This is a genomic window from Type-A symbiont of Plautia stali, from assembly GCF_059731155.1.
In genome coordinates this window covers 1,584,805-1,597,133 of record NZ_AP035891.1, presented here as the reverse complement: position 1 = coordinate 1,597,133, position 12,329 = coordinate 1,584,805, and the positions used below count along the sequence as shown (strand labels likewise).

Below are 12,329 nucleotides of genomic sequence, written 5' to 3'. Positions count from 1 at the left end.
AGGCAAACTATGTTTACGAAAATCCGCGTTGTGACCAGCCTGTTGCTGGTGTTGTTGGTGTTTGGCGTACTGCAGCTGGCTTCCGGCTCGCTGTTTTTTAAAGCGCTGAGTGACGACAAAAAAAGTTTCAATACCTCTCAGCTGGCGAGCAAAAACATTGCCGCCATCAATGATGCTTACATGAGCCTTAACCAAAGCCGCGTGATCCTGACGCGCATCCAGCTGCGTATTGCCACCAGTAAACTGACCGGCACCGAAGCTGACATCGGTACGCTGTTCGAGCAGAGCAGGAATTTACAGCAGACGGCGCAGGACAACTTCACGCTGTTTAAAAAGACGCCGGACACGCCGGGCCAGAACCTGCAGCTGAACCAGCTGCTGGAGCAGACCTATAAAGCTTACGCCAGCGCGCTGGCTGAGATGCAACAGGTGCTGCAGCACAACGATACCGCCGCAGCCGGCAAAGTACCGGTGGCACCGACGCAAAGTGCCTTTCTGGAAAACTACACCCAATGGCGCGCCGATCAGGATCGTCTGACGGCGGCCGGCGTGGCGGCGAACAGCGCCGCTTACGAGCACATGATGTGGCTGCTGGGGCTGGTACTGGCGCTGGTGGTGGGCGTGATCGTGCTGTGCTGGTTCGGCCTGCGTAAGGTGTTGATTAAGCCGCTCAACGACAGCATCCAGCACATTGAATACATTGCGCAGGGCGATTTAACCCAGACCATCACCGTCGAAGGACGTAACGAAATGAGCCAGCTGGCGAGCAAGCTGCAGGAGATGCAGCAGGCGCTGGTGCGCACCGTCAGCAACGTGCGCGACGGCTCGGATGCCATTTTTACCGGAGCCAGCGAAATCTCCGCCGGCAATAACGATCTCTCGGCGCGTACCGAACAGCAGGCGGCGTCGCTGGAACAGACTGCGGCCAGCATGGAGCAGCTCACCGCCACGGTGAAGCAGAACGCCGAGAACGCGCGGCAGGCCTCGCAGCTGGCGCTCAGCGCATCGGAAACCGCACAGAAAGGCGGAGAAGTGGTCGAAGGCGTGGTGCGCACCATGCACGATATCACCGGCAGTTCGAAGAAGATTGCCGACATTACCAGCGTGATCGACGGTATCGCTTTCCAGACCAACATCCTCGCGCTCAACGCCGCAGTCGAAGCGGCGCGCGCCGGGGAGCAGGGCCGCGGCTTCGCGGTGGTGGCCGGTGAAGTGTGCAACCTTGCCCTGCGCAGCGCGCAGGCAGCGAAGGAGATCAAAGGGCTGATTGAAGACTCGGTGCGTCGCGTTGACAGCGGTTCACCGCTGGTCGGCACGGCGGGCAATACCATGGGCGAAATCGTCAATGCGGTGACGCGCGTAACCGACATCATGGGCGAGATCGCCTCGGCGTCGGACGAGCAGAGTCGCGGTATCGATCAGCTGGGCCAGGCGGTGACCGAGATGGACCGCGTCACGCAGCAGAACGCCTCGCTGGTGGAAGAGTCGGCGGCGGCCTCGCTGGAGGAGCAGGCCAGCCGTCTCAGCCAGTCGGTGGCGGTGTTTCGCATTCCACGTGGCGCTCAGCCTGCCAGCGCTGACGCTGGATGTCGAAATGCCGCGTATGGATGGCCTCGACTTCCTCGAAAAACTGATGCGCCTGCGGCCGATGCCGGTGGTGATGGTTTCGTCGCTGACCGGTAAAGGATCTGAGGTGACGCAGCGTGCGCTGGAGTTAGGCGCGGTGGATTTCGTCACCAAGCCGCAGCTCGGCATCCGTGAAGGCATGCTGGCCTACAGCCAGATGATCGCCGACAAGATTCGCGCCGCCGCGCGCGCCAAACTGCATGCGCGTGCCGCCACGCCGCAGCCGGTGATGCTGAAAGCGGGGCCGCTGCTGAGCAGTGAAAAGCTGATCGCCATCGGCTCCTCAACCGGCGGCACCGAGGCGATTCGCCATGTGCTGCAGCCGCTGCCGGCCACCAGCCCGGCGCTGCTGATTACGCAGCACATGCCGCCCGGTTTTACCCGCTCGTTTGCCGAGCGGCTGAACAAGTTGTGCCAGATCACCGTAAAAGAGGCGGAAGACGGCGAGCGTATTTTGCCCGGTCACGCCTATATCGCGCCGGGCGCGATGCACATGGAGCTGGCGCGCAGCGGTGCCAACTACGTGGTGAAACTGAACGACGGACCGCCGGTGAACCGCCATAAACCGTCGATGGACGTCCTGTTCCGCTCGGTTGCGGTCAACGCCGGGCGAAATGCAGTGGGGGTCATTCTGACCGGCATGGGCAACGACGGCGCGGCCGGGATGCTGGAAATGCACCGCGCCGGCGCGTGGACCATCGCCCAGGATGAAGCCAGCTGTGTGGGATTTGGTATGCCGCGCGAAGCGATAGCGATGGGCGGCACCAGTGAAGTGGTCGATCTGGGCCACATCAGCCAGCATATGCTGGCCAAAATTAGCGCCGGACAGGCATTGCGAATTTAACGAGCCGGTCCTGCCGGACAAGACAACACAGGAGTAGATATGGCTGATAAAAACATGCGCTTTTTGGTAGTGGACGACTTTAACACGATGCGTCGTATCGTCCATAACCTGCTGAAAGAGCTGGGATTCAATAATGTGGAAGAGGCCGAGGATGGCGTCGACGCCCTGACTAAACTGCGTGCAGGCGGCTTCGATTTCGTTATCTCTGACTGGAACATGCCGAACATGGACGGTCTGGAACTGCTGCAGACCATTCGCGCGGACGCCACGCTGGGCAAACTGCCGGTGCTGATGGTAACTGCCGAAGCCAAGAAAGAGAACATCATCGCCGCCGCGCAGGCCGGTGCCAGCGGTTACGTGGTGAAGCCTTTCACCGCCGCCACGCTGGAAGAGAAGTTGGGCAAAATCTTCGAAAAACTGGGTATGTAAGGAGATGTGATGAGCGACCTTCCGAAACCAACTGAAGAAGCTTCGGCACACGAGATTATTGCCCGGATTGGCTCTCTGACACGTATGCTGCTTGACAGCCTGCGCGAACTGGTGCTGGATCAGGCGATTGCCGAAGCGGCAGAAGCGATTCCGGATGCGCGTGACCGTCTGGATTATGTGGTGCAGATGACCGCACAGGCAGCGGAACGTGCGCTGAACTGTGTGGAAGCGGCGCAGCCACATCAGGACCAGATGGAAGCCAGCGCCAGCCAGCTGAAAGGCCGCTGGGATGCCTGGTTTGAAAACCCGATCGAGCTGGCGGATGCACGCGAGTTGGTTTCGGATACGCGCCAGTTCCTTGACGACGTTCCGTCTCACACGGCGTACACCAACAAGCAGCTGCTGGAAATCATGATGGCGCAGGATTTCAAGGACCTGACCGGTCAGGTGATCAAGCGCATGATGGATGTGATCCAGGAGATCGAACGCCTGCTGCTGATGGTACTGCTGGATAACATGCCGGAAGCCAATGCGGCGGCACGTAAAGAGGGCAACAGCCTGCTGAACGGTCCGCAGATCCATGCTAACGCGCTAGGTCTGGTATCCAGCCAGGACCAGGTTGACGACCTGCTGGACAGTTTAGGTTTTTAATTCTGATCGGGTGTTGAACCCTCTCCCGCCCGGGAGAGGGGACCGCACGACGCGGTTTCCCGTTTGATCGCCTTTCATGCCCGTAGATGGCGTAAAATCTGAAACATAGCAAGACAAGTCCTACGTTGGCGCGAGGATATGTTAAGGTAACGTCGTACATTTTTGTGAGCTACTTCAAGTTTTAAACTGAAACGACTACTCTTTTGCTATGCTGCCATTGGTTCTGACCCGCAAAATTTTCGCTGCTGTAACCTTAGGGGCCCCTGTACTGGTGGCCGTTGCGCCTGCGCAGGCCTTTACCGACAACAGCGACGTCTCCGCAACACCGTTTGCCGATCCGGCACGTTTCCAGAAAATGGCTGATGAATTACCGGCGCTGGGCTATCAGGACGATACTTCGGCGTTCAGTAAAAAGCTGGCGGGCATTGCCAAAAGCATCGGCGAGGCCAGCCAGAACAGCGACAGCGATACCACGCTGGGTCAGCAGGCCGGTATCTGGGCGTTTAACCATTTTCGTGATGAGGTTGCCACCCGGGTGGCGGATGAAGGGCAATCGCTGCTGTCGCCTTATGGCCAAAGACAGATCGATCTCAACGTCGATATGGAGGGCAACTTCAGCGGCAGCGGGGCTTCGCTGCTGACGCCGTGGGCCGATCGCTACAATTACCTCACGTTCAGCCAGCTGGGCGTGCACCAGACCGATGACGGGCTTGGTGGGCAATGCCGGGCTGGGACAGCGCTGGGTGGCCGGCAGCTGGCTGCTGGGCTATAACGGCTTCGTTGATCGGCTGTTTGACCGCGGCTTGCAGCGCGCTTCGCTGGGCACCGAGGCCTGGAGCGACTTCCTGCGCTTATCCGCCAACTACTACACGCCGCTGTCCGGCTGGCGCAACCGTAATCCGTTCCAGCAGCAGCGGCTGGCGCGCGGGTATGATGTCACCACTCAGGGCTATCTGCCGTTTTACCGCCAGCTGGGCGTGTCGGTCAGCTGGCAGCAGTATCTCGGCAACAATGTTGATCTGTTTAATTCCGGCAACAGCTATCACAATCCTTCAGCGCTAACGCTGGGCGTCTCCTATACGCCGGTGCCGCTGGTCACCGTATCGGCCAGCCACAAAACCAGTAATGAAGGTGAGAGCCAGGATCCGCTCGGCTTACGTCTCAATTACCGCTTTGGCGTGGCGCTCAGTCAGCAGCTCAATCCGGATAACGTCGCCGCCGCGCGTTCGCTGCGCGGTAGCCGCTATGATTTGGTCACGCGCAGCAATACGCCGGTGATGGAGTTCCGCCAGCATAAAACCCTGTCGGTATTCCTCGCCACGCCGCCGTGGCAGCTCAATGCGGGCGAGAGTTTGCCGCTGAAACTGCAGATCCGCAGTGCTCATCCGATCAGTAAAGTAAGCTGGCAGGGCGATACACAGGCGCTGAGCCTGACGCCGGGTGCCGATCCCAACGACCCACAGGGCTGGAGTATTATTATGCCGGCCTGGGATGCGTCGCCTGAGGCGAACAACAGTTATCGCCTGTCAGTGACGCTGGAGGAGAGCAAGCAAAATCGCGTGACTTTCAACTGGATTACGCTGCAGGTGCAGCCGCCGGTGATGCTGGAGCAGGGACGCGAAAACCGCTTCGACCTGCTGGCGCCGTGAGCAGCGCGAGGTAACAAAAAGGGCAGCCGGAGCTGCCCTTTGCTGCATCCTCAGCCGACACTTGCCGGGATGCCATGAGGGTAAATCACCATCAGAACTGGTACACCAGACCTACCGCGGTAATATCGTCGGTTTTCAGGCGCAGTGCGTTGTCATCTTTCAGCAAGTTGATGCGGTATTCGCTGTAGACCGACATGTTCTTGTTGAAGTAGTAGGTGGCACCCACGGACGCATATTTGAACAGCCAGGCGTCGCCCACGTTTTCAATATTCTTGCCCTTTGAGCTCACGTACCCCAGCGACGGACGGAAACCGTTCAGGAACTGATACTGCGCCACGGCGGCTTCAAAGTTCACCGCTTTGTTGGCGAAACCGATGTTACCGATTGGCGTGGCGTTATGGGATTCACCATAGATGGTCGCCAGATAGAGCTGGTTAGCATCATATTTAACCCCGGTTTCCCAGTGTTCGGCTTTCTCACCTCTGCCGTAGGTGGCAAGGTTTTGCGCGCTGACGCGATTGAGGCTGGCATAGGCAGGCGGCAACCGCGCTCAGGCCAAAGTCAGTGTCATACGAGGTGGAAAGGGCGAAACCGTCACCATTGGAGCGGCGTACCGCTAGGTTTGGCGTTGCCGCGCTGTCGCTGCGCTCGTTTTTCCCTTCGTACTGCGCTGCGACGTTCCAGCCTTTGACCAGACCGAAGAAATCTTTGTTACGCCACGTCAGCACGCCGGTGGAGCGACCAGATAGGAAAGCATCGACATAACCGGAATCACCGCCGAAGAAAGGCAGCATATCAGTATAGCCCAGCACGTCATAAATCAGACCATAATTACGGCCATAGTCGATCGAACCAAACTGTGCAAACTTCAGCCCCGCATAGCCGAGGCGGGTTTTGTTACCGGCCTGCGCATCGGCGCCTTCCGTGTTACGCAGACTGAACTGCGATTGCCAGAAACCGTAGCCGGTCAGCTGATCGGTAATTTTGGTTTCGCCCTTAAAACCGATACGGACATACGATGAGGTATCACCATCATTGGTGGTGTCATCGGAGAACAGGTGCGACACGTTAATTTTGCCGACCAGATCCAGCTTGTTACCATCCTTATTATAGATTTCAGCGGCCTGAGCCGTAGAAAGTCCCAGCAGTAATGGCATGACTACTGCCAGTAAAGTGCGCTTCATCATTTATATTTTTACCCTGTGTTATTTTTTAATTTTTTAAGCCCCTAGTGGGATGTCAATAAAATGACACAAAAAGATAAATAACAGTAATGCAATAGTTGTAACAAAAAAATTCTTGTTGGCTATTTGTGCGATTTTTATGCGCCAATTCCATTATTCGGGGATGTGAATCGCTTTTACTTATCATGATAAAGTGAGCGATTAATCGACGATTAATATCTATATTATTTGATAAATAATGATTAAAATAAGAGGTGTATTACTTGATAAAAATAGCGTTTTATTGCCTTAAATCGCACAAGCCTATGCCTTAAAGTTCAATGCTTATGAATCAAAGCAGGCTGATAGTCACCCCATAAATTATCCGGATTGACGCACTGTGTCGGTTTATTTCAGGCTGGATAATATCCAGGTCATCAACACGTTTAATTACCGGCCAGCCTGGCGAATAGTACCGAAAATAAGTTAATCAGTTGTTACTAATAAGCGACTGACATGCACCACACCGATGCCTGACCCCCGGCTGTCACTTGCACCCGCAGAGCGCAGTACGCCCCAAAATGGCGCAGCAGACGCCTCATTTTGGCAAAATATCTGCTGTGCGATCACAAAAGCAATATTTCATTTTGCGAATGCATAAATCCGCTAAACAAATTACTGCGGTGCCGCTGTCATCGGATGGTTATTCACTTTTTATGCATTAACTGTGCATGGCGAAAGGGTGTAAATTATTGATATTTCGTTGCTGGACCTGATTTATGCATTTTTTTTTCTGGCTGGCACGTTAACTGCACTCTACAGTCGAGCTGCAACTCAGCAACTTTTAACAATTTTAAAACAAAAGCTTCACCCGAAGTGAGGCAGGAGAAATGGCTATGTCACTGCAGGTTTCACGTCACGATTTCGATCAATGGATGATGCCGGTTTATGCCCCTGCGGCTTTTGTGCCAGTGCGTGCCGAAGGTTCTACGCTGTGGGATCAGCAGGGCAAAGAGTACATCGATTTTGCCGGTGGCATCGCGGTGAACGCGCTTGGCCATGCTCATCCCGCGCTGCAGCAGGCACTGACCGAGCAGGCCGGTAAACTGTGGCACACCGGCAACGGCTACACCAACGAACCGATTCTGCGCCTAGCGAAGCAGCTGATTGATGCCACGTTTGCCGACCGCGTGTTCTTCTGTAACTCCGGGGCGGAAGCTAACGAGGCCGCGCTGAAGCTGGCGCGTAAAGTAGCGCACGACCGTTTCGGTGCCGAAAAAAACGGTATCGTCGCCTTCACCAATGCCTTCCACGGCCGCACCTTGTTCACCGTTTCAGCCGGTGGACAGCCCGCCTATTCGCGCGATTTCGCCCCGTTACCGCCAGCCATTCAGCATGCCACCTTTAACGATCTGGCCTCGGCGGCGGCCTTAATTAATGACTATAACTGCGCGGTAATCGTCGAGCCGATTCAGGGCGAGGGCGGTGTATTACCGGCCGATCCGGCGTTCCTGCGCGGACTGCGCGAACTGTGCGACCGCCACCAGGCGCTGCTGATTTTTGATGAGGTGCAGAGCGGCGTCGGCCGTACCGGCTCGCTGTATGCCTATATGTATTACGGCGTTACGCCTGATGTGCTGAGCACCGCCAAGGCGCTGGGCGGCGGCTTCCCCATCGGTGCGATGCTGACGCGTGAAGATCTAGCGCAGGTGATGGGCGTCGGCACGCACGGCACCACCTACGGCGGCAACCCGCTGGCCGGTGCGGTGGCCGGTAAAGTGATGGAATTGATCAATCAGCCTGAGTTTATGGCTGGCGTCGCCGAGCGGCATCAGTGGTTTGTCACGGCGCTGCAGGAGATAAACCAGCGGCTGCCGGTGTTTAAAGAGATTCGCGGCCTGGGACTGCTGATTGGCGCGGTGCTGAATGACGATTTTGCCGGTAAAGCCAAACAGTTCAACCTGACGGCGGCGGAAGAGGGCGTGATGGTACTGATCGCCGGTGCCAGCGTGGTGCGCTTTGCGCCGGCGCTGAACATCAGTGAGCGTGAAGTAAAAGAAGGGCTGGCGCGCTTCGAACGCGCCTGCGCACGCGTGCTCAAAGGAGCCACATCATGATGGTGATCCGCCCCGTCGAACGTGACGATCTGCCTCAGCTGCTGGCGCTGGCGGGGAAAACCGGCGGCGGTCTGACCTCGCTGCCCGCCGACAGCGAGACGCTGAAGGCGCGCATTGAGCGCTCGCTGCAGACATGGCAGGACGCGCTGCCGCGCGCTGAACAGGGCTACGTGTTTGTGCTGGCGGATAGTAATGACAATCGCGCCGTCGGCATCTGCGCCATTGAAGTGGCAGTAGGTTTGCAGGATCCCTGGTACAACTTCCGCGTCGGTACCCAAGTGCACGCCTCGAAAGAGCTGAACGTCTACGCCAGTTTGCCTACCCTGTCGCTGAGTAACGATCACACCGGCAGCAGCGAACTGTGCACGCTGTTCCTCGATCCTGACTACCGCGACGGTAAAAATGGCCATCTTTTGTCCAAGTCGCGCTTTCTGTTTATGGCGAATTTCCGCGAGCACTTCATGAAGCACGTGGTTGCGGAGATGCGCGGCGTCAGCGACGAGCAGGGACATTCGCCGTTCTGGGACAGCGTGGGCAGCCGTTTCTTCTCCATGGAGTTTCGCCAGGCCGATTTTCTCAGCGGCACCGGGCAAAAAGCCTTTATAGCAGAACTGATGCCCAAGCACTCGCTGTATATCCACTATCTGTCGGAAGCGGCACAACAGGTGATTGGTGAAGTCCACCCGAAAACCGCGCCGGCGCGCGCGGTGCTGGAAGCCGAGGGTTTCCGCTATCTCAACTATATCGACATCTTTGACGGCGGCCCGACGCTGGAGTGTGAGATCGACCGCATCCGCGCCATCCGCAAGAGCAAAGTGCTGACCGCCAGCGAAGGCGAAGCCGAGGCGCACTGGCCGCTGTGTCTGGTAGCGAACTGCGACTATCACCAGTTCCGCGTGGCGCTGCTGCCGGTCGATGTCGCATCCGGTCAGGTTCTGATTAATCAGCAGCAGCGCACCGCGCTGCGCTGCGACTATGGCGATTCGCTGCGGGTGGTTACCCTGGGTCGCGAGGAGAATAACGCATGACGCATTTTATCAACGGTGAATGGCAGCCGGGCAGCGCGGAGATGCTGAGTAAACACAATCCGGTGAGCGGCGAGATCTTATGGCAGGGCAACGCCGCTTCTGCCGCGCAGGTGGCGGCGGCCTGTGAGGCGGCTCGCGCGGCGTTCCCGGCATGGGCACGTCTGCCGTTTGCTGCCCGCCAGGCGCGGGTAGAGGATTTTGCCCGTCTGCTGGAGCGGGATAAAACCGAGCTGGCGGCGATCATCGCACGTGAGACCGGCAAACCGCGCTGGGAAACGCTGACCGAAGTGCAGGCGATGATCAATAAAGTGGCCATTTCGATTAAGGCTTATCACACCCGCACCGGCGAGCAGGCCGAGGGTGAGAGTTCACTGCGCCATCGGCCGCACGGCGTGCTGGCGGTGTTTGGGCCGTATAACTTTCCCGGTCATCTGCCGAACGGACATATCGTGCCGGCGCTGCTGGCGGGCAACTGCGTGTTGTTTAAACCGAGCGAACTGACCCCCGCCACCGCAGAGAAAACCGTGCAGCTGTGGCAGGAAGCGGGCCTGCCGGCGGGTACGCTGGCGCTGTTACAGGGCGGACGTGATACCGGCCAGGCGCTGGCGCAGGCGGAGCTGATTGACGGCCTGCTGTTTACCGGTAGCGCGGCCACCGGCTATCACCTGCATCGCCAGTTCGCCGGACAGCCGGAGAAAATGCTGGCGCTGGAGATGGGCGGCAACAATGCGCTGATTGTGGAAGATCCGGCCGACATTGATGGCGCGGTGCATATCGCTATTCAGTCGGCGTTCATTACCGCCGGCCAGCGCTGCACCTGCGCGCGTCGTTTGCTGGTGAAACGCGGTGCGGCGGGCGATGCCTTCCTGCAGCGCCTGGTCGAGGTGAGTGCGCGCCTCAAGCCGGCAGCGTGGGATGCCGAACCGCAGCCGTTTATGGGCAGCGTGATTTCGCCCGCCGCCGCCGGGCAGATCTTCGCAGCCTGGCAGCAGCGGATTGCGCTGGGTGGCAAGGTGCTGCTGACGATGCGCTGGCCGGATCGCGACAGCGCCATTATTACGCCGGGTATCATCGACATGACCGGCGTCGCCGGACTGCCTGACGAAGAGGTGTTCGGACCGCTGCTGCAGGTCATCCGTTACGACCATTACGCGCAGGCGATTCGCCTCGCCAACGACACGCGCTACGGATTGTCGTGCGGGCTGGTGTCACCGCAGCGTGACCAGTTTGATCAGCTGCTGCTGGAAGCGCGCGCCGGCATCGTGAACTGGAATAAACCGCTGACCGGCGCTGCCAGTTCGGCACCGTTTGGCGGCGTAGGCGCCTCCGGTAATCACCGTGCCAGCGCCTGGTACGCGGCGGATTACTGCGCCTGGCCGATGGCCTCGCTGGAGAGCAGCAGCTTAGCGCTGCCGGGCAGCCTGTCGCCGGGGCTCGATTTCGCTGCTTCAGGAGCGACATCATGAAGGCGTTTGAAGCGAACTTTGATGGCCTGGTAGGCCTGACGCACCACTACGCCGGCCTGTCGTTTGGCAACGAAGCCTCCACGCGCAATCAGCTGCAGCCCTCCAATCCGCGGCTGGCGGCCAAACAGGGGCTGCTGAAAATGAAGGCGCTGGCCGACATGGGCTATGTGCAGGGGGTTATCCCTCCGCACGAGCGGCCTAATCTGCCGCTGCTGCGCCAGCTGGGATTCAGCGGCAGCGATGCGCAGGTGCTGGCCAAAGCAGCACAGCAGGCACCGCAACTGCTGTCAGCGGCCAGTTCGGCGTCGGCGATGTGGGTGGCGAATGCGGCCACGGTTTCGCCATCGGCCGATAGCGCCGACGGCAAAGTGTATTTTACCGTTGCTAACCTCAACAATAAGTTCCACCGGGCGATTGAAGCGCCGGAAACCGCCGACCTGCTGCGCGCCATCTTCCGCGATGGCCGCCACTTCAGCGTGCACGACGCGCTGCCGCAGGTGGCGCTGTTTGGTGACGAAGGCGCAGCGAACCATAACCGCTTCGGCGCTGACTATGGCGCGCCCGGCGTTCAGTTGTTTGTCTACGGTCGCGACGGCCAGCAGCAGGGCAGCGCACCGGCGCGCTATCCGGCGCGTCAGACGCGTGAAGCCAGCGCGGCAGTGGCAAGATTGCATCAGCTGGATGACGCGCGCACGCTGTTTGCTCAGCAAAATCCGGCGGTGATCGATCAGGGGGTGTTCCACAACGACGTAATCGCCGTCAGCAATCAGCAGGTCTTTTTCTGCCACGAAGAGGCGTTTGTCGACCAGCCACAGCTGCTGCAACAGCTGGCGGCTCAGGTGCCGGGCTTCCAGCCGATTGTGGTGCCGCGCGATCGCGTGTCAGTGGCCGATGCGGTGAACACCTATCTGTTTAACAGCCAGCTACTGCAGCATCCGGACGGCGGCATGCGGCTGGTGCTGCCAGAAGAGTCGCGCCAGCATCCCGGCGTGTGGCGCTACCTGAGCGAGCTGGTGGAGAGCGGCGGCCCGATTCGCGCGCTGGAGGTGTTCGATCTGCGTGAGAGCATGTGCAACGGCGGCGGACCGGCCTGTCTGCGTCTGCGCGTGGTGTTAACCGAGGCGGAGCGTCAGGCCGTCAATCCAGCCGTGCTGATGAACGATCGACTGTTTACGCGTCTGAATGACTGGGTGGATCGTCACTATCGCGACCGCCTGACGCAGGCCGACCTGGCCGATCCGCAGCTGCTGAGCGAAGGGCGAAGCGCGCTGGACGAGCTGACACAGCTGCTAGACTTAGGCAGTGTCTACGCGTTTCAGCGTTAACGCCGGGGGCAAATGTGTTGTCCCCTGTGTC

The 12,329-nt window shown here is 58.8% G+C and carries 7 protein-coding genes and 3 pseudogenes; 9 read left to right on the top strand and 1 reads right to left on the bottom strand.

Going from position 1 to position 12,329, the window contains the following annotated elements; all coding sequences use genetic code 11:
• The first annotated feature begins 9 nt into the window (after nucleotides 1–9).
• The 5 genes and pseudogenes from AC6I8M_RS08615 (at nucleotide 10) to AC6I8M_RS08595 (ending at nucleotide 5,199) form a co-directional block, all read left to right on the top strand.
• Nucleotides 10–1,683, top strand: coding sequence for a methyl-accepting chemotaxis protein (locus tag AC6I8M_RS08615; protein ID WP_010618594.1), 1,674 nt, complete (start codon nucleotides 10–12; stop codon nucleotides 1,681–1,683).
• Nucleotides 1,577–2,470: pseudogene (locus AC6I8M_RS08610) on the top strand (protein-glutamate methylesterase/protein-glutamine glutaminase); the annotation flags it as partial. The gene AC6I8M_RS08615 and the pseudogene AC6I8M_RS08610, both read left to right, overlap by 107 nt.
• A 39-nt stretch (nucleotides 2,471–2,509) precedes the next feature.
• Nucleotides 2,510–2,899: a chemotaxis response regulator CheY gene (gene cheY, locus AC6I8M_RS08605; protein WP_010618596.1), complete on the top strand. Its 390-nt coding sequence runs from the start codon at nucleotides 2,510–2,512 to the stop codon at nucleotides 2,897–2,899.
• A 9-nt stretch (nucleotides 2,900–2,908) separates the two neighbouring features.
• On the top strand, nucleotides 2,909–3,550 hold the full coding sequence (gene cheZ / locus AC6I8M_RS08600) for a protein phosphatase CheZ (RefSeq protein WP_010618597.1): 642 nt from the start codon (nucleotides 2,909–2,911) through the stop codon (nucleotides 3,548–3,550).
• 208 nt (nucleotides 3,551–3,758) lie between these two features.
• Nucleotides 3,759–5,199: pseudogene (locus tag AC6I8M_RS08595) on the top strand (YchO/YchP family invasin).
• Between the two features lie 91 nt (nucleotides 5,200–5,290).
• Here AC6I8M_RS08595 and AC6I8M_RS08590 read toward each other — a convergent pair.
• Nucleotides 5,291–6,386, bottom strand: a pseudogene (locus AC6I8M_RS08590) (porin).
• A gap of 872 nt (nucleotides 6,387–7,258) precedes the next feature.
• On the opposite strand from AC6I8M_RS08590, the gene AC6I8M_RS08585 reads away from it, so the two are divergent.
• From AC6I8M_RS08585 to astB, 4 genes are read left to right on the top strand one after another with little or no spacing between them, the layout of a single operon-like run.
• Nucleotides 7,259–8,479, top strand: coding sequence for an aspartate aminotransferase family protein (locus tag AC6I8M_RS08585; protein ID WP_010616224.1), 1,221 nt, complete (start codon nucleotides 7,259–7,261; stop codon nucleotides 8,477–8,479).
• Nucleotides 8,476–9,507: an arginine N-succinyltransferase gene (astA, locus tag AC6I8M_RS08580; RefSeq protein WP_010616225.1), complete on the top strand. Its 1,032-nt coding sequence runs from the start codon at nucleotides 8,476–8,478 to the stop codon at nucleotides 9,505–9,507. The genes AC6I8M_RS08585 and astA overlap by 4 nt, the downstream gene beginning before the upstream one ends.
• Complete coding sequence (gene astD, locus AC6I8M_RS08575; protein WP_058948811.1) at nucleotides 9,504–10,973, top strand: succinylglutamate-semialdehyde dehydrogenase; 1,470 nt, start codon at nucleotides 9,504–9,506, stop codon at nucleotides 10,971–10,973. Before astA ends, astD begins: the two co-directional genes overlap by 4 nt.
• Nucleotides 10,970–12,298 (top strand): N-succinylarginine dihydrolase, encoded by a 1,329-nt coding sequence (gene astB, locus AC6I8M_RS08570; RefSeq protein WP_058948810.1) that lies wholly within the window; start codon nucleotides 10,970–10,972, stop codon nucleotides 12,296–12,298. The genes astD and astB overlap by 4 nt, the downstream gene beginning before the upstream one ends.
• Nucleotides 12,299–12,329: the final 31 nt, after the last annotated feature.